23 protein-coding genes are annotated in these 24,807 nt (G+C 65.0%); 19 read left to right on the plus strand and 4 right to left on the minus strand.

All coding sequences use genetic code 11. The annotated features are described in order from the left end of the window. Nucleotides 1-70 precede the first annotated feature (70 nt). The 3 genes from hrcA to LJ760_RS07820 all read left to right on the plus strand — a co-directional run bounded on the left by hrcA (nucleotide 71) and on the right by LJ760_RS07820 (nucleotide 3,101). Nucleotides 71-1,084 (plus strand): heat-inducible transcriptional repressor HrcA, encoded by a 1,014-nt coding sequence (gene hrcA, locus LJ760_RS07810; RefSeq protein ID WP_227921446.1) that lies wholly within the window; start codon nucleotides 71-73, stop codon nucleotides 1,082-1,084. A gap of 105 nt (nucleotides 1,085-1,189) precedes the next feature. After that, the gene (gene dnaJ / locus LJ760_RS07815; RefSeq protein WP_227921449.1) at nucleotides 1,190-2,332 is read left to right on the plus strand and encodes a molecular chaperone DnaJ; all 1,143 of its coding nucleotides are present in this window, start codon (nucleotides 1,190-1,192) and stop codon (nucleotides 2,330-2,332) included. A gap of 1 nt (nucleotide 2,333) precedes the next feature. Then, a complete protein-coding gene (locus LJ760_RS07820) occupies nucleotides 2,334-3,101 on the plus strand; it encodes a 16S rRNA (uracil(1498)-N(3))-methyltransferase (protein ID WP_227921452.1) in 768 nt (255 codons plus the stop codon). A 13-nt stretch (nucleotides 3,102-3,114) separates the two neighbouring features. On the opposite strand, the gene LJ760_RS07825 is transcribed toward LJ760_RS07820, so the two are convergent. Then, complete coding sequence (locus LJ760_RS07825) at nucleotides 3,115-4,086, minus strand: GerMN domain-containing protein (protein ID WP_227921454.1); 972 nt, start codon at nucleotides 4,084-4,086, stop codon at nucleotides 3,115-3,117. A gap of 372 nt (nucleotides 4,087-4,458) precedes the next feature. On the opposite strand from LJ760_RS07825, the gene LJ760_RS07830 reads away from it, so the two are divergent. The 8 genes from LJ760_RS07830 (at nucleotide 4,459) to LJ760_RS07865 (ending at nucleotide 13,433) form a co-directional block, all read left to right on the plus strand. Next, complete coding sequence (locus tag LJ760_RS07830; protein ID WP_442860655.1) at nucleotides 4,459-5,538, plus strand: PhoH family protein; 1,080 nt, start codon at nucleotides 4,459-4,461, stop codon at nucleotides 5,536-5,538. Further along, a complete protein-coding gene (gene ybeY / locus LJ760_RS07835; RefSeq protein WP_227921458.1) occupies nucleotides 5,535-6,011 on the plus strand; it encodes an rRNA maturation RNase YbeY in 477 nt (158 codons plus the stop codon). Before LJ760_RS07830 ends, ybeY begins: the two co-directional genes overlap by 4 nt. 20 nt (nucleotides 6,012-6,031) lie before the next feature. After that, nucleotides 6,032-7,336: a hemolysin family protein gene (locus tag LJ760_RS07840; protein ID WP_442860656.1), complete on the plus strand. Its 1,305-nt coding sequence runs from the start codon at nucleotides 6,032-6,034 to the stop codon at nucleotides 7,334-7,336. After that, nucleotides 7,329-8,258, plus strand: coding sequence for a GTPase Era (gene era / locus LJ760_RS07845; RefSeq protein WP_227921464.1), 930 nt, complete (start codon nucleotides 7,329-7,331; stop codon nucleotides 8,256-8,258). Before LJ760_RS07840 ends, era begins: the two co-directional genes overlap by 8 nt. 90 nt (nucleotides 8,259-8,348) lie before the next feature. Next, a complete protein-coding gene (locus LJ760_RS07850) occupies nucleotides 8,349-9,872 on the plus strand; it encodes an LCP family protein (RefSeq protein ID WP_227921466.1) in 1,524 nt (507 codons plus the stop codon). Nucleotides 9,873-10,049: 177 nt separating this feature from the next. After that, on the plus strand, nucleotides 10,050-11,792 hold the full coding sequence (gene leuA / locus LJ760_RS07855) for a 2-isopropylmalate synthase (RefSeq protein ID WP_227921469.1): 1,743 nt from the start codon (nucleotides 10,050-10,052) through the stop codon (nucleotides 11,790-11,792). A 67-nt stretch (nucleotides 11,793-11,859) separates the two neighbouring features. Next, entirely contained in the window at nucleotides 11,860-12,609 is a 750-nt protein-coding gene (recO, locus tag LJ760_RS07860) for a DNA repair protein RecO (RefSeq protein WP_227921472.1), read from the plus strand. 2 nt (nucleotides 12,610-12,611) lie between these two features. Continuing rightward, nucleotides 12,612-13,433, plus strand: coding sequence for an isoprenyl transferase (locus LJ760_RS07865; protein ID WP_442860645.1), 822 nt, complete (start codon nucleotides 12,612-12,614; stop codon nucleotides 13,431-13,433). Here LJ760_RS07865 and LJ760_RS07870 read toward each other — a convergent pair. Next, complete coding sequence (locus tag LJ760_RS07870; RefSeq protein WP_227921474.1) at nucleotides 13,417-14,415, minus strand: alpha/beta hydrolase; 999 nt, start codon at nucleotides 14,413-14,415, stop codon at nucleotides 13,417-13,419. The two genes, LJ760_RS07865 and LJ760_RS07870, sit on opposite strands and share 17 nt — an antisense overlap. 78 nt (nucleotides 14,416-14,493) lie before the next feature. Here LJ760_RS07870 and LJ760_RS07875 point away from each other — a divergent pair, with 78 nt between their 5' ends. Next, complete coding sequence (locus LJ760_RS07875) at nucleotides 14,494-15,564, plus strand: quinone-dependent dihydroorotate dehydrogenase (protein ID WP_227921476.1); 1,071 nt, start codon at nucleotides 14,494-14,496, stop codon at nucleotides 15,562-15,564. 63 nt (nucleotides 15,565-15,627) lie between these two features. On the opposite strand, the gene LJ760_RS07880 is transcribed toward LJ760_RS07875, so the two are convergent. Continuing rightward, on the minus strand, nucleotides 15,628-16,221 hold the full coding sequence (locus LJ760_RS07880) for a DUF3043 domain-containing protein (protein WP_227921479.1): 594 nt from the start codon (nucleotides 16,219-16,221) through the stop codon (nucleotides 15,628-15,630). Between the two features lie 38 nt (nucleotides 16,222-16,259). Between LJ760_RS07880 and LJ760_RS07885 the strand changes: the two genes are divergently transcribed. The 7 genes from LJ760_RS07885 (at nucleotide 16,260) to LJ760_RS07915 (ending at nucleotide 23,017) form a co-directional block, all read left to right on the plus strand. Continuing rightward, nucleotides 16,260-17,675, plus strand: a complete 1,416-nt coding sequence (locus tag LJ760_RS07885; protein ID WP_227921481.1) for a dipeptidase — start codon at nucleotides 16,260-16,262, stop codon at nucleotides 17,673-17,675. A gap of 160 nt (nucleotides 17,676-17,835) precedes the next feature. Further along, complete coding sequence (locus LJ760_RS07890) at nucleotides 17,836-18,216, plus strand: HesB/IscA family protein (RefSeq protein WP_227921490.1); 381 nt, start codon at nucleotides 17,836-17,838, stop codon at nucleotides 18,214-18,216. A 182-nt stretch (nucleotides 18,217-18,398) separates the two neighbouring features. Beyond that, complete coding sequence (gene ctaC / locus LJ760_RS07895) at nucleotides 18,399-19,256, plus strand: aa3-type cytochrome oxidase subunit II (RefSeq protein ID WP_227921493.1); 858 nt, start codon at nucleotides 18,399-18,401, stop codon at nucleotides 19,254-19,256. 8 nt (nucleotides 19,257-19,264) lie between these two features. Then, the gene (ctaD, locus tag LJ760_RS07900) at nucleotides 19,265-20,989 is read left to right on the plus strand and encodes an aa3-type cytochrome oxidase subunit I (protein ID WP_227921496.1); all 1,725 of its coding nucleotides are present in this window, start codon (nucleotides 19,265-19,267) and stop codon (nucleotides 20,987-20,989) included. After that, on the plus strand, nucleotides 20,989-21,390 hold the full coding sequence (locus tag LJ760_RS07905; RefSeq protein ID WP_227921498.1) for a cytochrome c oxidase subunit 4: 402 nt from the start codon (nucleotides 20,989-20,991) through the stop codon (nucleotides 21,388-21,390). The genes ctaD and LJ760_RS07905 overlap by 1 nt, the downstream gene beginning before the upstream one ends. A gap of 235 nt (nucleotides 21,391-21,625) precedes the next feature. Beyond that, nucleotides 21,626-22,399, plus strand: coding sequence for a GntR family transcriptional regulator (locus tag LJ760_RS07910; RefSeq protein WP_227922755.1), 774 nt, complete (start codon nucleotides 21,626-21,628; stop codon nucleotides 22,397-22,399). 60 nt (nucleotides 22,400-22,459) lie between these two features. Then, nucleotides 22,460-23,017, plus strand: a complete 558-nt coding sequence (locus LJ760_RS07915; RefSeq protein ID WP_227921499.1) for a hypothetical protein — start codon at nucleotides 22,460-22,462, stop codon at nucleotides 23,015-23,017. A 102-nt stretch (nucleotides 23,018-23,119) separates the two neighbouring features. Here the strand turns inward: LJ760_RS07915 and qcrB are convergent, their stop codons facing one another. After that, nucleotides 23,120-24,805 (minus strand): cytochrome bc1 complex cytochrome b subunit, encoded by a 1,686-nt coding sequence (qcrB, locus tag LJ760_RS07920; protein WP_227921502.1) that lies wholly within the window; start codon nucleotides 24,803-24,805, stop codon nucleotides 23,120-23,122. Between the last annotated feature and the right edge of the window lie 2 nt (nucleotides 24,806-24,807).

Below are 24,807 nucleotides of genomic sequence, written 5' to 3' on the forward strand. Positions count from 1 at the left end.
AGGTCACCACGCAGGCCAACACGCAGATCAAAATGCCGATCAAACCGCCGATCAACAGGGAGGGAAAACCATGAGTGAGCCACGCCGACTCGAGGTCCTCCGCGCCATTGTTGAGGACTACGTCCATTCGCGCGAGCCCGTGGGATCCAAGGCACTTGTGGAACGCCATCACCTGGGCGTTTCCTCGGCGACCATCCGCAACGACATGGCCGCACTTGAGGAAGAGGGGCTGATCACCGCCCCGCACACGTCCGCCGGGCGCATCCCCACCGACAAGGGCTACCGCCTGTTCGTCGACCGGATTTCCGACGTCAAGCCGCTCTCCGCTCCCGAACGCCGCGCCATCCAGTCGCTGCTGGAGGAAGCCGACGACCTCGACGATGTGATGGATCGTACCGTCAGGCTGTTGTCCCAGCTGACCAACCAGGTGGCCGTGGTGCAGTACCCGCATCTGGGCAATGCCAAGGTCCGGCACATTGAATTTGTCCTGCTGGCTCCGGCGCAGGTGCTGGTGGTGCTCATCTCGACCACGGGGCGGGTGGAGCAGCGGGTCATTACCGTTCCGCAGCCGGTGACGGAACCGGACCTGAGTGACCTTCGCCAGCACTTCCTGACCGCGTTGGCAGGCACGCCGCTGAGCAGCATCACCAGCCAGCTGGCCAATGCCCTTGCCACTGTGCCGGCCGAACGCAGGCGCGTGGGCAACGCCCTGGGCCACTGCCTGGAGCAGCTTGCGGGCATCAACCGCGAGGACCGCATGGTGATGGCAGGGACAGCCAACCTGGCCCGCTCCACTGTAGACTTCCCGCTGACTATCGGTCCCGTGCTCGAAGCGCTCGAGGAACAAGTGGTGATGCTGCGGCTGCTGTCGGAGATGGAACAGGATGCCCGCGGCGTTGCCGTCCGGATCGGGCGGGAGAATCCGTACGGCGGATTGTCGGAAGCGTCTGTGGTGGCTACGGGATACGGTCCCGACGCCACCGCTAAGGTCGGCATTCTCGGTCCCACGCGGATGGACTATCCCACCACCATGGCAGCGGTGCGAGCCGTGGCCAGGTACCTGTCCCGAATACTGAACAACTAACGCGGTCCCCAGCACTTACGGACCCGCCCGCCGGGGAACCGGCGGGAACCCAACCTCCGTCTTCAAAGTTTGAAGGCACGCAATACAGGAAAGCGATGTGCACGAGTGAGCGATCACTACCAGGTTCTGGGTGTCGGACGAGACGCCACCGGTGAAGAAATCAAGAAGGCGTACCGGAAGCTAGCCCGCAAGCTGCACCCGGACGTCAACAATGCTCCGGGTGCCTCGGACGAATTCAAAGCCGTATCGCACGCCTACGAGGTTCTTTCCGATCCGGAAAAACGGCGGATCTACGACACCACGGGCAACGAGAACGGAACCGACAACGGCTTCGGCGGCGGCGGCGGCTTCGGCGCCCAGGGGTTCGGTTTCCAGGACATCTTCGATACCTTCTTCGGCGGCGGCGCCCCGGGTTCAGGACGCGGACCGGCCTCACGCAGCCGCCGCGGGCAGGACGCCCTGATCAACGTCCGGATCGACCTCAAGGACGCCGTCTTCGGCACCAACAAGAAGATCGACGTCGACACTGCAGTCGTCTGCCCCACCTGTGACGGTTCCTGCTGCCAGCCCGGCACCTCCCCGCGCACCTGTGACATCTGCCACGGCACCGGTCAGGTCCAGCGGGCGGTCCGCTCCATCCTGGGCCAAGTCATGACCTCGGCACCCTGCGGAACCTGCAACGGCTTCGGCACCGTCATCCCCGACCCCTGCCACGAGTGCTCCGGAGAAGGCCGCGTCCGCAACCGGCGTACCCTGACCATCAAGATTCCGGCCGGCGTTGCCACCGGTACCCGGATCCAGCTTGGCGGACAGGGCGAAGCCGGGATGGCAGGCGGACCCGCCGGCGATCTCTACGTGGAGATCCGGGTCAACAATGACCCGACGTTCCTCCGCGACGGCGATGACCTGCACGCAACGCTCACCATCCCCATGACGGCCGCAGCGCTGGGAACCACCGTTGCACTGGAGACCTTCGACGGCGAACGCGAAATCACCGTCAAGCCCGGCACCCAGTCCGGCGAGGTGTCAGTCCTCAACGACCTGGGCGTCACGCACCTGCGCGGCCACGGCCGCGGCGATCTCCGCGTGCACCTGCACGTGGAGACCCCGCAGAAACTGGACTCCGAGCAGGAGGAACTGCTCCGCCGCCTCGCCAAGCTGCGCGGTGAGGAATACAGCGAGGGAAAGCTCAACAGCTCAGGCAACGGCGTTTTCGCCAAGCTGCGGGACCGTCTGGGCAACCTCTGAGATGACCAACCCGATTTTCTTCGGTGACCCGGCGCAGGTAGCGGCGGCCGGGCCCGGAGACATCTTCCGTCTCGAGGGTCCGGAGGCGCGGCACGCGGTGTCGGTGAAGCGCCTCGGAGCCGGTGAAAGCGTGGACGTGGTCGACGGCGCCGGGCGCCGGCTCACCGGCACGGTGACGGAAACCGGTGCATCCCTTTTGGAGCTGCGGGTAGCCAACGTCATCGACGAACCGGTTGAGCCCGAACGGTTCCTCCTGGTCCAGGCACTGGCCAAGGGGGACCGGGACGAGCAGGCGGTGGAAGCCGCGACCGAGCTGGGTGTGGACACGGTGATCCCGTGGCAATCCGACCGCAGCATTGTCCGGTGGCGCGCCGAGAAGGCGGTTAAGGGACAGGCCAAATGGCAGGCCCTGACCTTTGCCGCGGCCAAGCAGTCCCGCCGTTCCCGCATCCCTGCGGTGGAGCCTGCGCTGGACAGCCGTGCCCTGCCGGCCAGGCTGGCGGAACTTGACCTCGTCCTTGTCCTTCATGAGGAGGCCGATGTACCGCTGGCGAATGCTGTTCGTGACCTTGGCAAGCGCGGTCCGGACGAGGCTCCCGCCTCCATTGCGGTAGTCGTGGGTCCGGAAGGCGGCATCAGCCCCGCCGAGCTGGAAGCGCTGCGCGGTGTCGGAGCGGTCGCCGTCCGGCTCGGACCGCATGTGCTGCGTTCCTCCACTGCAGGTCCGGCGGCGCTGGCCGTGCTGAATTCGCTGCTCGGCCGCTGGTAGGAAGCCCGGAGGGCTAGCCCTCCGGGCCCTGCTTGGAAGCGGAGACCGTAATGCGCTTGGAATCCCCGGCGGTTTCCTGCCCGTTGTAGTAGACCCGGAGGCTGTATTCGCCCGGGGCTAGGGAAGCAGTGAAGCTGAATTCACCGGTCTTGCCGGGCGCTTTGTCCAGTTGCACGCTGCCGGAAGCCACGGCCCCGGCCGACGGCCTGCCGTCCACTATCGGTTCGGCCCGCCAGTGCAGTTCAGCCGTCTGCGCCACCGCAGTCCCGGTGACCTCGACCTCGGTGCCCCGGATCTGGGATTCCTGCGGATCAATCACCCAGATTGGCGCCACCAGTGCGGGATCCCTGTGCAGGGGCTCCTCCAGGGCTACGTGGCCGAACGCGCGGTACCCCTCTTTGCCGTCGACCAGGATCGCCACGCTGCTTTCCTGCCCTACGGTTGTCAACCCAGCGTTGGCGGCTGCTGCCGTGGCGGTGTAGACCAGCTGCTGCACTGCACGGTGGGCCATGCCCGAGTCGAGGGAGCCCTTGAACGCGTCCGAGGAGATGTCCACGGTAATGACGTTCTTGCTGGAAATGGATGCGGTGACGCTGTCAGCCGCGTGCCAGGGAGTGAAGTAGTCCTGGTCCAGCGGTTGGTCCGCCGTCATGGCCTGAACTGCCTCGCCGATGGGATCACCGGTGTTGTCCGAGGAAAGGAACTCACGGTAAAGACTGACCGTCGAGTCATTCCGTCCCAGCCAGTACACCGGCATGAGCGTTCCGACGGAACTCGCTTCCGCCGGCGGGGAGACCGTCATCGGAGCTGCTGCGGAGGCGTCTGAGCCGTCGAAGGATGATGGCATCGTGATGGTGGGATTCTCGGCGACGACCCCGCATCCACCCAGCCCCAGTGCAGCCGCGGCCAATAGGGAACCGGCCAGGAAATACCGCTGGCGAAGCCCTCGGAGACTGGACGTTGCGTTGTTGGATCCGGCGTCCATCTATCCTCCTCTGGGGTAACTCGAAAACGTACGTCTTCAACCTTTGCACATGCTTTGGGGCCCTTCCGTGCCGTGGGCGGGCCAGCGCCCGGACTGAAACACGATTGAGACATCACCGTTGCGGGGCCGAGATAAAACCCGATGCTGTTCCGTTCGCAGGGGAGAGCATCAAGTAAGATTTAGGTAGCGTGCGCTGCGCGGCGCGTCGTCCGGGTCCCGGGAAATAATCGGCTGTACCGGGGCGTTTACTTTGCCGGGACGGATAGCCGGACCAACCGCCACCACCGTAAAAAGTTCGATGAACTTTAAGAACCAGACTCTATAAGGGGCGATGAAAGGCCTGAAAGGGCCGTCTATATGACCGAATCTTCAATGGAAATCGGCACCATTCGGCTGGACAACCAGACAATAGTCTTTGACTCGACGGAGCACATGGTCCAGTCGCTGGGTGCCAATGATGAGGCGCTCAGGATCATTGAGACGGCAAATCCCGAGGTAAGCCTGATGGTGCGGGGCAACGAACTGTCCGTGTCCGGCCCCGCGGCGGAGGTGGAACAGACCGTACGCCTGGTCAACGAAGTCCGTGTACTGGCCCGCCACCAGACCCGCGTCACGCCGCAGGTCCTCGAGCAGCTGATCAGCATGCTCAAGGACCAGAGCACCCACCGCCCGGCCGATGTCCTGACGCAGAACATCCTCTCCACCCGGGGGAAGACCATTCGGCCCAAGACCCTGAACCAGAAGAACTACGTGGATGCGATTGACCGCAACACAGTTGTTTTCGGCATCGGTCCTGCGGGCACCGGCAAGACATACCTGGCGATGGCCAAGGCGGTGCAGGCCCTGCAGCAAAAAGAGGTCAACCGGATCATCCTCACCCGGCCGGCAGTGGAAGCGGGGGAGCGGCTCGGCTTCCTTCCGGGCACGCTGAGCGACAAGATCGACCCGTACCTGCGGCCGCTCTACGACGCCCTCCACGACATGATGGACCCCGAATCGATTCCCCGCCTGATGGCCGCCGGCACCATTGAGGTGGCGCCCCTGGCCTACATGCGCGGCCGGACGCTCAATGACGCGTTCATCATCCTCGATGAAGCCCAGAACACCACGCCCGAGCAGATGAAGATGTTCCTCACCCGTCTCGGCTTCGGCTCGAAGATGGTCGTCACCGGCGACGTTACCCAGGTGGACCTGCCCGGCGGCACCGCCTCCGGCCTGCGGATTGTCCACGACATTCTGGGCGGCATCGACGACGTCGCATTCTCGGAACTGCAGGCAGTGGACGTTGTCCGGCACCGCCTGGTCAGTGACATTGTCACGGCCTACAGCGAATGGGACGAGGTCCGGCGCTCCGACGCAGCCCGCGCCGACGGCGGCCGGTCCAACAACGGCGCCCGGTCCAACGGCAGCGGCCACACCAACGCCGGACGCAACCGGGAGGCCCGCGCATGAGCATCGAAGTGAACAACGAATCCAGTGCACCGGCCGTCGATGAAGAGGAACTCGCCCGGCTGGGCAGGTACCTCCTGGACAGCCTGTACGTCCATCCGGAGGCAGACCTGTCGATCATCCTGGTGGATGAGGACGCCATAGAAAAGCTGCACATTGAATGGATGGACCTGCCGGGTCCCACAGATGTGCTGTCCTTCCCGATGGACGAACTGCGCCCCGGAACCGCCGGCCGGATCACCCCCGCCGGTGTCCTCGGCGACATTGTGCTGTGCCCGCAGGTGGCGGCCCGGCAGGCCGCCGACGCCGGCCACAGCACCGGTGAGGAGTTGCTGCTCCTCACCACCCACGGCGTCCTTCACCTGCTGGGCTACGACCACGCCGAACCGGAAGAGGAGAAGGAGATGTTCGGTCTCCAGCGCCGCCTCCTTGCCGCCTACCTGGGTAAACAGGCACCCAAGGAGACCCGAAGTTGAGTATTGGTGTCCTCATCGTCATGGCCATGGCTTTCATGGTCCTGGCGGGCCTGCTGACTGCCGCGGAGTCGGCCTACGGCTACCTGCCCCGGCAGGACGCCGAAGCACTGCTCCACGGCAAGGCAGGAGCCCCGCTGCGCCGCATCCTGGCGCACCCGGTGGCGCACATGCACGCCCTGCGGTTCTGGCGCGTGTGGTTCGAAATGGCCATGGCGGTGTCCGTGGCGACGCTCTTCCAGCTGCTGCTGGACAATATCTGGCTGGCGGGCCTGCTTGCCACGGTGACCATGGCTGCCGTCGGTTTTGTCCTCGTGGGCGTCTCTCCGCGACAGATCGGCCGCAAGCACGTCACGGCCGTCGTTGTGCTGACGGCCGGACTCGTCCGCGTGCTGCGGACCGTCCTGGGACCGATCCCGGGATGGCTCGTCCGCCTCGGCACCGCCGTCGCTCCCGGCACCCAGGGGCCTGATGCCGCGTTCTTCACGGAAGAGGAATTCCGCGAACTGCTGGACCGCGCGTCCGATGCGGACATGATCGAGGATACCGAGGCGGAACTGATCCACTCGGTCTTCGAACTCGGCGACACCAAAGTCCGGTCCGTCATGGTCCCGCGCACGGACATGGTGTGCATCGAAGCCGGCAGCACGCTGCGCCAGGCCATGTCGCTGTTCCTGCGCTCGGGCTATTCCCGCGTCCCGGTGATCGAGGACAGCGCCGACCATCTGGTGGGCATCCTCTACCTGAAGGACGTCGCCGCGCAGATGCACAGTGACCCGGAGCGCGCCTCGGTGCAGAAGGTCGAAGATTACGCCCGAAGCGTCCGCTATGTTCCCGAGTCCAAGGCCGTAAGCGAGCTGCTGCAGGAACTGCAGCGAGAATCCACTCACGTGGCGATCGTGATCGACGAATACGGCGGAACCGCGGGATTGGTTACGCTGGAGGACCTGATCGAAGAGATCGTCGGGGAAATCGTGGACGAGTATGACTCGGAGCGCCCCGACATCGAAGGCCTCGGCGACGGCCGCTACCGGGTCAGCTCCAAGACCGGGATCGACGACCTTGGTGAGTTGTTCGGCGTCGAACTGGAGGATGATGAAGTGGACACGGTGGGCGGCCTCCTGGCCAAGGCCCTGGGCCGCGTCCCGATTGTCGGCAGCGAGGTAGTGGTCGAAGGCATCGCCCTGCACGCCGAACGGCTGGAGGGCCGGCGCAACCGCGTTTCGCATGTGCTGGCCTGGAACACCGAAAACGAAGAAATCAGCGACGAGGGCAGAAACCCTGCTCCGCGCACCCGCTCTACAGAATTGGTACCCCGTAATGACTGAACCGCAGTTCCGCGCAGGATTCGTTTCCCTGGTGGGCCGGCCCAACGCCGGAAAGTCCACCCTGACCAATGCGCTGGTCGGTTCCAAGGTGGCCATCACTTCCGCCAAGCCGCAGACCACCCGGCACACCATCCGCGGCATTGTCCACCGCGAGGACTCCCAGGTGATCCTCGTGGATACCCCGGGCCTGCACCGTCCGCGGACCCTGCTGGGCAAGCGGCTGAACGAGCTGGTGGCGGATACCCTGGCCGAGGTTGACGCCGTTGGTTTCTGCCTGCCCGCCAACGAGGCAGTGGGCCCCGGCGACCGCTACATCGCTGCGCAGCTGGCGGCCCTGAAGCGGACCCCCGTGATTGCCCTGGTGACGAAGACCGACCTGGTGGACCGCGCCGCCCTGGCCAAGCAGCTGATGTCCGTCACCGCACTGGGCAATGACGTGCTGGGCGAGGCGGGATGGGCCGACGTCGTGCCCGTTTCGGCAGCCGACGGCTTCCAGGTCGATACCGTGGCGAAGGTCCTGGCGGGGCACATGCCCGCGTCCCCGCCTCTGTACCCGGACGGCGAACTGACCGACGAGCCCGAGGCCGTGATGGTGGCCGAACTGGTCCGCGAAGCAGCCCTGGAAGGCGTCCGCGACGAGCTCCCGCACTCCCTTGCAGTGGTAGTGGACGAGATTGTGCCGCGCGAGGGACGCAGCGAAGACAACCCGCTGCTGGACGTCCGGGTCAACCTCTACGTGGAGCGTTCTTCGCAGAAGGCCATTATTATCGGCCGCGGCGGGTCCCGGCTGCGCGACGTCGGAACCACCGCGCGACGCGGCATCGAAGCGTTGCTGGGCACTAAGGTGTACCTTGACCTGCACGTTAAAATCGCCAAGGACTGGCAGCGGGATCCCAAGCAGCTGGTGAAGCTCGGTTTCTAGTCCGGAGCGGCCGGCTCCCGTATCCACAGGAGCTGGCCGTACACTTTGAAGCATTCGTTTGAGCACATTGATTCATGAAGGGGACCGGCTATGTCATCTCGCCGTGCCGCAACGGGCGGCGGCCCCTTGGGAAAACCGACTGCAGGTAAGGGTTCAGCAGAACCAGGCGGGAGGCACCTCTCGAGTGGAACCGCCGCCGGCCATCCGCTGCTTAAAGGCATCGCCGCGGCTCTTGCCCTGGTCCTGGTCGGCGGGGTGGTCTTCGGCGCCGTCCAACTGCTGAGGCTGAGGGGCAACTTCGATACCCAGCCCCTGAACCTGGGGTCCGACGACACACAGGTGGAGCAGGTGGACGCCAACACCGATCCCATGCAGATCCTGGTGCTCGGTACCGACCAGCGTGACGGGCAGGACTCGAACAACTCCGACGTCATGATGCTGGTGAACCTCACGGCGGACCGCTCGAACGTCACCGTGGTCAGTTTCCCCCGGGATCTCCTGGTCCCGCTGCCGGAATGCGAGGATCCCTCGTCCGGCACGGTGTATGACGCCATGGACCTGGGCCAGCTGAACGGCGCCCTGGGCAACGGTGGACCCGGCTGCACCGTTGCTGCCATCAACGAGGTCACCGGCCTGTCGATCGACCACTTCATGATGGCCGACTTCGATGCGGTGAAGGAACTGTCGAACACCCTCGGCGGCGTGGAGGTCTGCGTCAACCAGCCCGTTGACGACCCGCTCTCCGGCCTGGACCTGCCGGCCGGTGTGAGCAGTGTCCAGGGCGAGCAGGCCCTTGCCTTCCTCCGGACCCGGCACGGGTTCGGCAACGGCGGCGACGAAGGCCGCATCCGCGCCCAGCAGAGCTTCCTGGCTTCCATGGTTCGGAAGGTCAAGGAAGAGGGAACGCTGAACAACCTGCCCAAGCTCTATTCGATTGCGGAAACCGTCACGAAGAACCTCACCGTGGACGAGGAGCTTGCGAACATCCCCGACCTGGTCGCACTGGCAACCCGCCTCAAAGACGTAGACCTCGGGAACGTTGCCTTCGTGACGGCTCCCGTTGTGCCGTACGAATACGACACCAACCGGCTGGTCCTCGACGAAGCCAAGGCCCAGCCGCTCTTCGACGCGCTGGTCTCCGACCAGGGCATCACCGCGGATGGAACCCCGTCCCCGGAGGCCACTGATACGGCTGAATCGGGTACCCCTGCCACCCCCGGGACAGCGGAACCCGCCGTACCGGCCGTGGACCCCGCTGCGGTTCCGGTGACGCTGGTCAACGCTTCGGGCACCGCCGGCCGCGACACCGCGGTCCTCGAGTACCTCACCTCCAAGGGGTTCACCCAGGCTCTGGCCGGCGGCGCAGGCGCGTCCCAGAGCCCGGCCACCCAGATCTTCTACGGCTACGGATATGAAGAGATGGCCCAGGAAGTGGCCCGGACACTGAACATCCCGGGCGTGCAGGTGGTTCTCAGCGCCGCCTACACCGGAGTGTCGGTGCAGATCGGCGCGGACTTCGCCAGCGGCTCCACCATGGGGGACCTGGGCGATCTGGGTGACCTGGACGGGCAAACCGCGGCCCAGGTTACGTGCCAGACGGCGTTTGGGAACTAGCCGTTCGGTAAACGGGATCGGCTGCATGTTAGTCTGGTCACGTGCACGCAGAGATCCTCCTCCTTAGCTGCCGCGGCGAGGCCACACAAGCACCTGCTTAGGCCGCCCCTCGCTGCGGAGTCTGTGTTGCCCGGCCACTCTTTCTGATGATCGACTAGAAAAGGCCAAACCAACACCATGCGTAACGCACAGCAGTCTTCGGGCATGCCGATCTCCAAGTACGTCCCTTTCCACGAACAGATTGCCGTGGACCTGCCGGACCGGACCTGGCCGGACAAGGTCCTCACCAAGGCACCGCGCTGGTGCGCCGTGGACCTGCGGGACGGTAACCAGGCACTGATCGATCCCATGACGCCCGAACGCAAGCATAAGATGTTCGACCTGCTGGTGAAGATGGGGTTCAAGGAGATCGAAGTCGGTTTCCCCTCCGCGTCCCAGCTGGACTTCGACTTTGTCCGCCAGCTCATCGAGGGCGACCGGATCCCCGATGACGTCACCATCCAGGTGCTCACCCAGTCCCGGGAACACCTGATTGAGCGCACCTACGAATCCCTCGAGGGCGCAGACCGGGCGATTGTCCACCTCTACAACTCGACCTCCGTGCTGCAGCGCCGCGTCGTGTTCAACACGGACCGCGACGGCATTGTGGATATTGCCCTCTCGGGTGCGCGCCTGTGCAAAAAGTACGAGGAGCAGCTGCGCGGCGTCGACGTCACCTATGAGTACTCGCCCGAGTCCTACACCGGCACGGAGCTGGATTTCGCCCTGCGTATCTCCGACGCCGTCGGGGAAGTGCTGGAGGCATCCCCCGACCGGCAGATGATCCTGAATCTTCCGGCGACGGTGGAAATGACCACGCCGAATGTCTACGCGGACTCCATCGAGTGGATGCACCGGAACATTGCCAACCGCGAATCGGTCATCCTGTCCCTGCACCCGCACAATGACCGGGGCACCGGTGTCGCAGCGGCGGAACTGGGCTACCTCGCCGGCGCGGACCGGATCGAAGGGTGCCTCTTCGGGAACGGTGAACGCACCGGCAACGTGGACCTGGTGACGCTGGGCATGAACCTGTTCAGCCACGGCATTGACCCCCAGATCGACTTCTCCGACATGGACGAGATCCGCCGCACCGTCGAATACTGCAACCAGCTCCCCGTGCCCGAGCGGTCACCGTACGGCGGCGACCTGGTCTTCACCGCCTTCTCCGGCTCCCACCAGGACGCCATCAAGAAGGGCTTCGAAGCCATGGAGAAGGAAGCCGCCGCCGACGGCCGGACCGTGGACGAACTGCAGTGGGGCGTGCCCTATTTGCCGATCGATCCGAAGGACATCGGCCGCAGCTACGAAGCCGTGATCCGGGTGAATTCCCAGTCCGGCAAGGGCGGTGTGGCCTACCTGCTCAAGAACGAGCACAACCTGGACCTGCCGCGCCGGGCGCAGATCGAATTCTCCGGGGTGATCCAGCGCCGCACGGACACTGCCGGCGGCGAGATCACCGGAGCCGAGCTCTGGAAGGTGTTCCAGGACGAGTACCTGCCGAGCACACCGGAGTCCGACGGCGCCGCCTGGGGACACTACGAGCTCACTTCGGTGAACGCGGACACGGCTGCCGACGGCCGCTTCAACCTCACCGCGACCCTGAGTACGGACGGAGTGGCGAAGCGGCGGATGGCCAGCGGAACCGGTCCCATCGCGGCGCTGCTGGAAATCCTGGGCCAGGACGGAATCGACGTCCGGCTGCTCGACTACACCGAACACGCCCTGTCTGCCAGTGGCAACGCGCACGCTGCGGCGTACGTTGAGCTGGCCGTGGGGGAGCGGGTGCTGTGGGGTGTCGGGATCGATCCCAACACAACCATGTCCGCGTTGAAGGCAGTCATCTCGGCCGTGAACCGGGCCATCCGGGACCACTCCTAGGCTGCCCGGAGGCACGCCGGGCGGCAGCGGTCCGCCGGGCGTGCCCGGGCGTGGGAAAATAGGTTCTGTGGCCAAATCCTTTGCATCCCGCACGTATCGGGATGACGCGGTTGTCCTGCGCACCCACAAGCTGGGCGAAGCGGACCGCATCCTCGTCCTCCTCACCCGCGAGCACGGGCAGGTGCGTGCCGTGGCCAAAGGCGTTCGGCGGACCTCCAGCAAGTTCGGTGCCCGGCTGGAACCCTTCATGGTCGCCGAGCTGCTGCTCTCGCACGGCCGGAACCTGGACATTGTGACCCAGGCCCAGACCAAGGGTGCCTACGGGCACGGCATCGCAGCAGATTACGCCCGATACACGGCGGCGGCCGCAATTGCCGAGACCGCGGAGCGGCTGACCGACATCGACGGCGAATCCGCCAAGGCCCACTACCAGCTGGTGATCGGTGCCTTTGCGGCCCTCAGCCGCGGTTCCCACGCCCCGGAACTGATCCTGGATTCCTATCTGCTGCGCGCCCTGTCCACTGCCGGGTGGGCACCGAGTTTTACCGACTGCGCCCGCTGCGGGGCCGCTGGCCCGCACACCGCCTTCTCCGCACCGCTGGGCGGCGCTGTTTGTCCCGCCTGCCGGCCGCCCGGCTCGGCGTCGCCGTCCCCGGAGACAATGGTGCTGCTGGGGGCGCTGCTCACCGGCGACTGGCCCACTGCCGACGCATCCGGCCCGCAGCCGCGCCACGAGTCCGCCGGCCTGGTGGCCGGATATCTTCAGTGGCACCTGGAACGGGTGCTGCGGTCCCTTCAACATGTGGAGCGTGTCTGACCTTGCGTTCAAAATCTTCCGCCGCCAAACCGGCAGGACCCGCGAGCCGGCCTGCTCCGCACCCCTCCGGTGCGGTTCCGCCGCAGGTTCCGACCGAACTGGTGCCCGCCCATGTGGCGATCGTGATGGACGGCAACGGCCGCTGGGCGAACCAGCGCGGCCTGCCCCGGACCGAGGGACACCGCGCCGGTGAGGCCGCGCTGCTGGACGTGATGGCCGGCGCCATCGAGATGGGCATCCGCCACGTTTCCGTGTACGCGTTCTCCACCGAGAACTGGAAGCGGTCCCCGGAGGAGGTCCGCTTCCTGATGGGCTTCAGCCGGGATGTGCTGCGCCGGCAGCGGGACCAGCTCAGCGAGTGGGGTGTGCGGATCCGCTGGTCGGGGCGCCGTCCGCGGCTGTGGCAAAGCGTGGTGCGGGAACTGGAGACCGCGGAAGAGGAAACCCGCAACAACACCGTGTGCACCTTGAACATGTGCGTGAACTACGGGGGCCGGGCCGAGATCGCCGACGCCGTCGCCGCCATTGCCGCCGACGTCCAGAAAGGCAAGCTGCGGCCGGGGTCCATTTCCGAGAAGACCATCCAGAAGTACCTGGACGAACCGGACCTGCCCGACGTCGACCTGTTCCTGCGCACCTCGGGGGAGCAGCGGTTCTCCAACTTCATGCTCTGGCAGTCCGCGTACGCCGAAATGGTCTTTATGGATACGCTCTGGCCGGACGTGGACCGGCGGACCCTCTGGGAAGCGGTGGAGATTTACGCCCGCCGGGACCGCAGGTACGGCGGTGCGGTCGACAAGGCCGGAGCTAGCGCGGGAGCATAAAGGCCCTGGACCACCGCTGGATTCCCTCGTAGACCCGGGTGCGGACGGGCAGCGCGGACAGCAGGGTGTCGTGCAGGGCGCCGTCGAACCGGTACACGGTGATCTCCGGGCCAAGCAGGACGCCGCGCTGAACCATCAGGAACACGTCCAGCACGCTGTCGGTACGCAGCATCAGCGGATTCCATGTGGGCGCGATGGTGGAGGCCGCGGAGGCCAGCAGCAGCACCGGCACCCGGATGTCCAGGCCCCGGGCAACCTGAGCGTGGCCCGCGAGCACAGCCCTGAGCCAGCCGGCGCGGACCGGGAAGCTGAACGGCGGCCGCCAGAGCGGATCCACGTCCCACTCTCCGTCCATTGCCGAACTGATGCTCCGGAAGTAGAAACCGAACTCCGGGATTTTCAGCCGGGTCCGGGGCCTGCGGCGGGCGAGCGGCTCCAGCAGGCCGTTGGTGGCGAAGCGCAGCATGGAACTGCCGCTGAGCTCCAGCCAGGGACTGTTCAGGATCAGTGCCTTAAGGCGCCCGGGGAATCGGTCCGCCCAGAGCGCGGCGACCAGCCCGCCGGTTGAGTGCGCCATCAGCGTGATGCGCATGCCGGCGCCGCAGCGGTCCTGGAGGTCCGCCTCCATTGCTTCGAGCGCCGCCTCGATATCGGCGTCGTACTCCGCCAGATCGCCTACATAGCCCTCCGACTGGCCCGGGCGCAGGCTCCTGCCGTACTTGCGCAGGTCAAGGGCATAGAAGGCCGCACCCTGTGCGGCCCAGAACCGCGCCAGATCCGCCTGGAAGAAATAATCACTCCATCCGTGCAGGTACAGGACGGCATCCACTTTGCCCCCGACCGGGACGGGCGGAACCGGCGGGCAGTGCGAGACCAGGGTGGCAACCACCGGGCCTTCGTCGTCTTCCCCCAGCTCGAGGGTCAGGCTGCGGAATCCGTCGCCGAGAACATCAGGTTTCCAGTCGGGGTGTTCACGGCGCATGCAACCGACATTAGCCGACCGGACGCCGGTTCGCCGTTGGGGTTTGGCACGCGGTGCCGGTTCTGGAATCTTTGAGGTATGCGCATCTATCCCACCTTCTTCCGGCTCGTTTTCTCCGGCATGGATCCCGAACTGGCCCACCGGATCGGTTTTGTCCTTATCCGCGCGGCCGCCCGCACCCCGGCCGGTCCGGTGCTCCGTCGCCTGATGCGCCCTGCCCCGGTATTGCGGACCGAAGCACTGGGCCTGACCTTTCCCTCCCCGTTCGGCCTGGCTGCGGGATTCGACAAGGAAGGCTCGGGCATTGTTGCCCTCAGCAATCTGGGCTTCGGACACGTGGAGGTGGGTACCGTGACCGCTTCCGCCCAGCCGGGCAATCCGAAGCCGCGGCTGTTCCGCCTGGTCGAGGACCGGGCGGTGATCAACCGGATGGGATTCAACAACGACGGCGCCGCCGCCGTGGCGCCCCGCCTGGACAAAGCCCGGACGGCACTGGCAAAAGCCTTCGGGACGCCGCGCCCCGTCATCGGCGTCAATATCGGCAAGACCAAAACCGTCGAGCTCACGGACGCCGTTGAGGACTACCTCGCCAGTGCCCGGACCCTCGCCCCGCACGCGGACTACCTCGCCGTAAACGTCAGCTCACCCAACACGCCCGGGCTGCGGCTGCTGCAGGACATTTCCACGCTGCGCCCGCTGCTGGCCCAGGTGGGCAGCGCCGCAGACCAGGCCGCAGGACGGCACGTCCCGCTGCTGGTCAAGATCGCCCCGGACCTGAGCGACGCGGACATTGACGACGTCGCCGAGCTCGCCCTGGCCCTGAAGCTTGACGGCGTGATCGCCACCAACACCACGATCACCCGGGAAAACCTGGTGACGGACCCGGAGCGCGTCATTGCCTGCGGCGTCGGCGGGCTCAGCGGTGCACCGCTGAAGAAACGGTCCCTCGAGGTGTTGCGGCGGCTCCGCACCGCATTGGGGGAGGACGGCCCGGCGATCATTTCCGTCGGGGGAGTGGAAACGGCTGCCGATGTGCAGGAGCGCCTCGACGCCGGCGCTGTCCTGGTGCAGGGGTACACCGCGTTCCTCTACGAGGGTCCGTTCTGGGCGGCACGGATCAACCGGGGCCTGGCCCGGTCCCGCCGTTAAAGCAATGAAAGGGCCGCCCGCGGGCGGCCCTTTCATTTCGTACGGAAGTTGTCCTGGAAAACCTCAGGAGGGGTACTGGCCGCGGCTGACCTGCGGCTTGGGCAGGCGGAAACGCCGCAGCTGCAGGGACCGGGAAACCCCGTACCAGACATCACCGGGGTTGGGCCCGCCGAACTTGGCCGTCAGGCGCTTCCGGATCTGCCGGCGCAGCATGAAGCTGTCCGCAATGACCAACAGGATGAGCACCCAGAACGCCGCCATAACAATCAGCTGGACATCGATGTTCTGGATGAAGCTGAACAGGACGAACACCAGCGCAGCGATCATGATGAATTCGCCGATGTTCCAGCGGGCATCAACAATGTCGCGGACAAACCGGCGGTTGGGGCCCTTGTCCCGAAGGGGAAGGTAACGCTCCTCGCCGGTGTCCAGCGCGCGGCGGGTCTTCAGCCGCTCCTCCCGGAGTGCCTCGCGGTTGGCAGCCTTGGCCGCCTTCCGGTCATCAGGCACCAGCGGCCGCCGGCGGGCGGCTACCTGGTCCTTTCGGCGGGGCGTCGGGGCACCCTTGCCCACCCGTACGTTGGCTGCCTGGTCAGCGGCAGCTGCCTGGTCCACAGTTTCCTGCGCGGTGGGCGCTTCTTTCTTTCGTCCGAACACATCCCAAGGATACCGTGAATGATTGTAGGGTTTTGGCTATGACTTCCAACCCCACTCCAGACGCAAATCCCTCATCCGCGGATGTCCACGAAGACGCCCTCCGTGCCAGCGTGGCCGCGGATTTCCCGCGGACCGTCGAGCAGCTCAAATCCCTGGTGAGCATCCCGGGCATCGCGTGGGACTCCTTTGATCCCGAGCACCTCAACCGCAGCGCCGCCGCCGTCGCCGAGCTGGTCCGCGAGGCCGGCATCGAAGACGTCCAGGTGCTGCGCGTGGACAACAACGGCACCCCCGGCGGCCCCGCCGTCGTCGCCCGCCGTCCCGCCCGGGCCGGCGCGCCCACCGTCCTGCTGTACGCCCACCACGATGTCCAGCCGCCCGGGGACCCGGACCTCTGGGAGTCCGACCCCTTCACCGCCGAAGAGCGCAACGGACGGCTTTACGGCCGCGGCGCTGCGGATGACAAGGCCGGCATCATGGCCCATATCGGTGCGCTGCGTGCCTTGGAAGACGTCCTGGGGGAGGAGTCCGGCGTCGGTGTCACCCTGTTCATCGAAGGTGAGGAAGAAGCCGGATCCCCGACCTTCCGCACCTTCCTGGAGACCTACCAGGACCTGCTCCGCGCCGACGTCATTGTGGTAGCCGATTCGGGCAACTGGAAGGTAGGCGTACCGGCGCTCACCACGAGCCTGCGCGGGCTGGTGGACGGGACGGTCGAGGTCCAGGTGCTGGACCACGCCGTGCACTCCGGGATGTTCGGCGGTCCGGTACTGGACGCGCCCACCCTGCTGGCCCGGTTGATTGCGACCTTCCATGACGACGCCGGCGACGTCGCCATCACCGGACTGGTGTCCGGCGACGACGCCGCAGTGGATTACCCCGAGGCGGACTTCCGTGCCGATTCGTCGCTGCTCGACGGCGTCCGGCTGGCCGGAACGGGCTCCATTGCGTCCCGGCTGTGGACCAAACCCGCCCTGTCGATCATCGGCATAGACGTGCCGACAGTGGCGATGTCCTCCAACACCATCCAGCCGAAGGCCCGCGCGAAGTTCAGCCTGCGCCTGGCCCCCGGGCAGAGCCCGGAGGAAGCCATGGCAGCCGTCGAGGCACACGTCCAGGCCCACGCTCCCTTCGGTGCCAAGGTCACCTTCACACCGGGGGAGCAGGGCAATGCCTTCGCCACCGACACCAGCGCCAGCGCCGCACGCACCGCGCTGTGGGCCCTCGAACGGGCGTGGGGAGTGGAGCCGGTGGAATCGGGCATGGGCGGATCCATCCCGTTCATTTCGGACCTCGTGGAATTGTTCCCGGAGGCGCAGATCCTGATCACCGGCGTCGAAGATCCGGATTCACGCGCCCACAGCGCCAACGAATCACTGGACCTCGGCGACTTCCGGAACGCCATCCTGGCCGAAGCGCTGCTCCTCGCCCGCCTCGGGGCCGTTGCAGGCTAGGAAACAGGACCAAAGCAAGTGCCGGGCGGGAATTCCTTTAGGCCCGGCACTTGTTAGATCGTTGGGGGTCAGCAGACGTACCATTGAGACACTGGTCCGGCCCGCGGCAGGCGATTCAAGGTGTGCACGCGGAAAGACCAGCTGAGGAAAGAGAGAAACTATGAGCGTTTCCACCAGCGAAAACAAGACCGCCGCAGCAGAGGCCGAGCTGCCCGTACACGAAGTACTGCTGTCGGATGTAGCCGCACAGAAGGTCCGCAGCCTGCTGGAGCAGGAAGGCCGAACAGACCTCCGTCTCCGTGTGGCAGTCCAGCCCGGTGGCTGCTCGGGACTCATCTACCAGCTCTACTTCGACGAGCGTGTCCTCGACGGCGACGCCGTCCGTGACTTCGACGGCGTCGAGGTCATCGTGGACAAGATGAGCGTTCCCTACCTGTCCGGCGCATCGATCGACTTCGAGGACACCATTTCGAAGCAGGGGTTCACCATCGACAACCCCAATGCCGGCGGCTCATGCGCCTGTGGAGATTCCTTCCACTAGGAACCATGGCTGCGGCGGCCCGTAACAGGAGCATTAAACGCCCGGCGCGGCGGTGATCTGTCACTGGATCGCCGCGCGTACGGGTAAGCTCTACACGTAGTAGTAAAACTAATGTCCGTAACGGGGAACTTTTTTGTCTCCGTACGGACAGCACTTGCACGCAACAAGAGGAAGGGCCGTCTGTGAGTTCGCAGGACCGAACCAGCAGCCGACGCGCCAGGATCTTAAAGATCTCAGCCGTAACGTCGGCCGGCGCGTTGTTTTTATCGGGGTGTTCATCGGAGGCTCAAACGGGCTGGTTGCCGACGGACCGCGACACCACTAACCACACCGGCCGGATCATTGACCTTTGGGTCAACTCGTGGATCGCTGCCTTGGCTGTTGGTATCCTCACCTGGGCTTTGCTCCTGTGGTGCATGGTTGCCTACCGCCGTCGCAAGAACGAGACCGGGTACCCGCGCCAGCTCAGCTACAACCTGCCGCTGGAGATTTTCTACACGGCCGTGCCGCTGTTCATGGTTCTGGTGTTGTTCTACTTCACCAACCAGGACATCAAGGCGATCAATGCAACCAGCGATGACCCGGACCGGGTCATTATTGATGTGCGCGCCAAGCAGTGGTCCTGGGACTTCAACTATGTCAACGAAGACAAGTACTACCAGGGCGTTCAGGTCAACCTTGACGGCCAGGAAGTCGACCAGGATGAGTTCCCCACGTTGGTGCTCCCCGTCGACAAGACCATCGAGCTGCAGCTGAACACCCGCGACGTCCAGCACTCCTTCTGGGTGCCTGCGTTCCTGCAGAAGATGGACGTCTACCCCGGCCGCACCAACGTCATCACCCTCGAAACCGGTAAGACCGGCACCTTCGACGGTAAGTGCGCCGAGCTCTGCGGTGAGTACCACTCCGAAATGCTCTTCAACGTCGAGGTTGTCACCGAAGCCGAGTACGACGAGTACGTAGCCGGACTGCCCACCGGGCAGGTCGACGGGGACTACGACCGCCAGTACAACTCAGAATCTAGCGAAGTTAGGAAGTAGGTGACGTCATGACTACTCTCGAATACACTTCGGAAGATTCCGGCACCAGGGTTGCGCCTCGCGTAGTACCCGTCTCCAAGGGACGAATTGTTGTCAGCTGGATCACGTCCACTGACCACAAGACGATCGGGTACATGTACCTGATTTCCTCGTTTATCTTCTTCTGCCTCGCCGGCGTGATGGCACTGGTCATCCGCGCGGAGCTGTTTGAGCCCGGTATGCAGATCCTGCAGACCAAGGACCAGTACAACCAGCTGTTCACGATGCACGGCACCGTGATGCTCCTGATGTTCGCCACCCCGCTGTTCTCCGGTTTCGCGAATGTCATCATGCCCCTGCAGATCGGCGCACCGGATGTCGCCTTCCCGCGGCTGAACGCCCTGGCGTTCTGGTTCTTCCTCTTCGGCAGCACCATCGCCGTTGCCGGCTTCATTACGCCGCAGGGCGCTGCGTCCTTCGGCTGGTTCGCCTACACCCCGCTGTCCAGCACCACGTTCTCTCCGGGCGTTGGCGGAGACCTGTGGGTCTTCGGCCTGGCACTGTCGGGCTTCGGTACCATCCTCGGTGCTGTCAACTTCATCACCACCATCATCTGCATGCGTGCCCCGGGCATGACCATGTGGCGCATGCCGATCTTCACCTGGAACACGCTGGTCACGGCCATCCTGGTCCTGATGGCGTTCCCGCCCCTGGCGGCTGCACTGTTCGCCCTCGGCGCCGACCGGCGCTTCGGAGCGCACATCTTCGATCCGGAACGCGGCGGCGCCATCCTGTGGCAGCACCTGTTCTGGTTCTTCGGCCACCCCGAGGTCTACATCATCGCCCTGCCGTTCTTCGGCATCGTGTCCGAGATCTTCCCGGTCTTCAGCCGCAAGCCGATCTTCGGCTACAAGGGCCTGGTCTACGCAACCATCGCCATCGCCGCACTGTCGGTGACGGTCTGGGCGCACCACATGTACGTGACCGGTGCAGTCATGCTGCCGTTCTTCGCCTTCATGACGATGCTGATCGCGGTGCCTACGGGCGTGAAGTTCTTCAACTGGATCGGCACCATGTGGCGGGGGTCCATTACCTTTGAGACCCCCATGCTGTGGAGCATCGGCTTCCTCATTACGTTCCTCTTCGGTGGATTGACCGGCATCATCCTGTCCTCCCCGCCGCTGGACTTCCACGTCTCGGATACGTACTTCGTGGTTGCCCACTTCCACTACGTCATCTTCGGCACCGTGGTGTTTGCAATGTTCGCAGGCTTCTACTTCTGGTGGCCCAAGTGGACCGGCAAGATGCTCAACGAACGCCTGGGCAAGATCCACTTCTGGCTCCTGTTCATCGGCTTCCACGGCACCTTCCTCATCCAGCACTGGCTGGGTGTCCTGGGCATGCCGCGTCGCTACGCCGACTACCTGGTGGAAGACAACTTCACTGCGATGAACCAGTTCTCCACCATCGCCTCCTTCGTCCTGGGTGCCTCGATGATCCCGTTCTTCTGGAACGTGTACATCACCTGGCGCCACGGCAAGAAGGTTGAAGTGGATGACCCCTGGGGCTTCGGTGGCTCGCTCGAGTGGGCAACTTCCTGCCCGCCGCCGCGCCACAACTTCACTTCGCTGCCCCGGATCCGTTCGGAGCGTCCGGCGCTGGACCTGCACCACCCCGAACTGCAGCAGCACGTCACTGACGATTCCGCCGCTGCCAAGGTATTCGGCCCCGGCGACCGGAAGGAAAAAGTCTAATGAAGGTTGAGACTAAGCTCTTCGCTTACATGACGCCGTTCTTCATCGTCGTCGGTGTTGTCTACGGCTACATGGTCGATTGGATGGAGCCCGTCGGTTACCTGGCGCTCTTCCTCACCGGCGGCATGTCCGGCATGATCGCCTACTACATCGGCTTCACCGGTAAGCGCGTCGGCCCCCGGCCCGAGGATCGCCTGGATGCCGAGATCCACGAAGGATCCGGCGAACAGGGCTTCTTCAGCCCGTGGAGCTGGTGGCCGCTGCTGCTGGGTGCCTCTGCCGCTATCGGCTTCCTGGGCATGGCAGTCGGCTGGTGGATCCTTTACATCGGCGCCGGCCTGGCCGTCATCGCACTGGTTGGCTGGGTTTTCGAGTACAGCCGCGGAAACCACGCCCACTAGGGACTGCATAACAGCATAAAGAGGAAGGACCCGCAGGAGACTGCGGGTCCTTCCTTTTTGCCTTGGCCCGCCGCGGCAGGGCAAGGAGTGCGGTAGGGGAGGGGTGGTGCGGGATGCCGGTATCCTTAGACGGCAGCAGTTTTTCCCAGCCGGAGGGGCGGAATAGAAAGATGCACGTTACGGATCCGTTCATTCGCTCGGGATACCGCGGGTGAGCAACCACCGCCTGCGCCTGATGACCGAGGGCATTGATCCAGGCACGGGCGTCGCCAAGCACGTGCAGCTCCAAGGCATCCTCCGCCGGTTCGTGGAAAGCCATGCCGGGGCAGGGGAGATCATCCCGTCGGAGCGCGAGCTCTCCGAGCACTTCTCCGTAGCCCGCATGACCATCCGCCAGGCTGTGGACGCCCTGGTGGCGGACGGCGTGCTGGAGCGCGTCGTCGGGCTCGGGACCTTCGTGGCACGGACGAAGATGGACCTGCAGGTTCAGCTGACCTCGTACTCCGAGGAAATGCACCGCCGCGGCATGGTCCCTGCCGCACACGTCCTGAGTTTCGAGCAGATCGGTGCCTCGCAGCTGGTAGCTCGTGAACTCCAGATTGAACCGGGCCAGCCGGTTATACGGTTCCGGCGGCAGCTGCTGGCGGACGGCGAACCGATGAGTGTGGATGAGAACTTTATCCCCTCACACTACGTCCCTGGCATTCTCGAGGAAGAGCCGCCGACGTCGCTCTACAACGTGCTGAGCGAACGGTACGGCCTGGTGATGGAGTGGGGCGAGGACACCATTGAGGCAACGGCTGCCTCGGCCTCCATCGCACGCCTGCTCAACGTTGAGCTGGGCGCACCGGTGCTGAAGATCCAGCGTCACGCCTACGTGTCACGGGCAATGGTCGACTACTCGGTGTCCTACTACCGGGCGGACCGCTACAAGCTCTGGGTGCCGCTGCAACGGCCCGGAGTACGCACCCCACGCTCTTACCACCCACGCCGGCGCCCGAACGCCTGAGCGCCGCCCAGGGGGCCGCAGCCCCCGTTCAGACCCCACAGCAGGAAGAGGAACACCACCATGGTCACCATTCGGATGTACAAGCGCGACGAGGCGGGGGTGCTCCACTTCCGTGAGGCCCTATATGACGAGGACGAGGGGCAGCTGATGCTTTCCTCCGGTCCCGTGGGCTACGAGGGCTCGGCCAAGGTCCAGGAGGTGGCACCGGAAGCCGCGGAGGGCCTTCTGCACGCCTTTGTCGTCACTTCGGAGGAAGAGGGGTACGCGGAGATAGATCCGGCAGACCAGCACTGGGTCATCGTCCAGTACGCGCTCAAGACCGCCGGCGGCACGGAGCGGGACCGCTACCTCGAGCACAAGGCCACCCAGGCCATTTCCTCGTACTTCTTGTGGCGGGGGCTGGGGGAGGTGGACCACACGGAGTTCGCACCGCGGAAGCTGAATATCTATTGCCTGGTCCCGGACGTGAACAAGGCAGTCGCAGGCCTGAAGGTAGTGCTCCGGGATCCGCTGCTCGACTTCACCAAGCTCACCATCGGATCGGCACCCGTGGCGGACCTGTCCGCCCTGAAGCAGCGGTACCCGCTTCCGGCCAAGCACCCCTTCACGCTGGCCTAACCGACTCAACCGGCTGACCGCCGGCGCATTGCCGATGGACAAACAAAAGAAGAGGGCCCGACCGGATGATCCGGTCGGGCCCTCTTCTGCACTGCCTTGCGGTTAGTGCTGTTCGATCGATGCCTGGTCGTCAGCCTTGGCTGCAACCTCGGACGGCGATTCGTGGTGATGCGCGTTCTCCAGTTCGGACGGCGTCACCGGAGCAACGCGGTCCTCGAAGAAGAAGCGGGACAGCTTGGCGCGTCGCTTCTCCTTCCGGGAGATCTTGCCGTTGGCGTCCGGCTGGGCCGGGAGTGCCTTGTAGGAGTCAAAGTCCACCAGGCGGTAGCGCTTGTACTCGTCCAGCGGCTCGTGCACCTCGATGTACTCACCGTGCGGGAGACGGACGATACGGCCGCTCTCAACACCGTGAAGGACAATCTCGCGGTCCTTGCGCTGCAGCGCCAGGGCGATGCGGCGGGCAATGATGAAGCCCAGGATCGGACCGACGAAGAACAGGACGCGGAGCCAGTACGTCACATCGTTCAGCGACACGTGGAAGTGCGTGGCGATGAGGTCGGAGCTGGCAGCAGCCCACATGACGCAGTAGAACGTGATGCCTGCAACGCCGACGGCGGTGCGGTACGGCGCGTTGCGCGGGCGGTCCAGCAGGTTGTGGACCCGCTTGTCCTTGGTCAGCCAGGCTTCGATCCACGGCCATGCGAAGAGCAGGGTGAAGACGAGGCCTGCCGGGCCCAGGGCCGGGAGCAGCACGTTCAGTGACAGGGTGTTATCGCCCCAAGGGAACGGGATGACCCATTCCAGCGGGAACGCGCCGAGGAAGCCGGGCATCAGGCGCAGGGCGCCGTCGACCCAACCGATGTACCAGTCGGGCTGGGTACCGGCGGACACGGGGGAGGGATCGTAGGGACCGTAGTTCCAGATCGGGTTGATGGTGAAGAAGCCCGCAATGATCGCAATCACGCCGAAGACGATGAAGAAGAAGCCGCCGGCCTTCGCTGCGTAGACCGGGCCGACCGGGTAGCCGACAACGTTGTTGTTGGTCCGGCCGGGGCCGCGGAACTGCGTGTGCTTGTGGATAACCACCATGAACAGGTGGATCGCAATCATCAGCAGGATCAGCGCCGGAACCAGGAGGATATGCAGCATGTAGAGACGGCCGATAATCGCGGTTCCGGGGAATTCACCTCCGAAGAGGAAGAAGCTGATGTAGGTGCCTACCACCGGGACCGACTTGATGACGCCGTCGATGATGCGCAGGCCGTTGCCGGAGAGCAGGTCATCGGGGAGGGAGTAGCCGGTGAAGCCCGCAGCCAGGGACAGGATCAGCAGGACGCCGCCCACCACCCAGTTGAGTTCGCGGGGCTTGCGGAAGGCGCCGGTGAAGAACACGCGGAGCATGTGCACCGAGACGGCTGCTACGAAGAGCAGGGCCGACCAGTGGTGTACCTGGCGCATGAAGAGGCCGCCGCGGACATCGAAGGAGATGTTCAGGGAGGACTCATAGGCCACGGACATTTCGACGCCGCGCAGCGGCACGTAGCTGCCTTCGTAATGCGTTTCCGCCATGGACGGATCGAAGAAGAACGTCAGGAACGTTCCGGTCAGCAGCAGGATGACGAAGCAGTACAGAGCAACTTCGCCGAACATGAACGACCAGTGGTCGGGGAAGACCTTGCGGCCCAGCCCCTTGACTATGCCGGAGCCGTTGACCCGGGAGTCAACGAAGTTGGTGACGCGTCCCAGACGGGTCTTGGCCTCGTAAGGGGTGGCAGAGGGAACACTCATGA

It is taken from the genome of Arthrobacter sp. zg-Y895 (genome assembly GCF_020731025.1).
GTDB lineage: Bacteria > Actinomycetota > Actinomycetes > Actinomycetales > Micrococcaceae > Arthrobacter_B.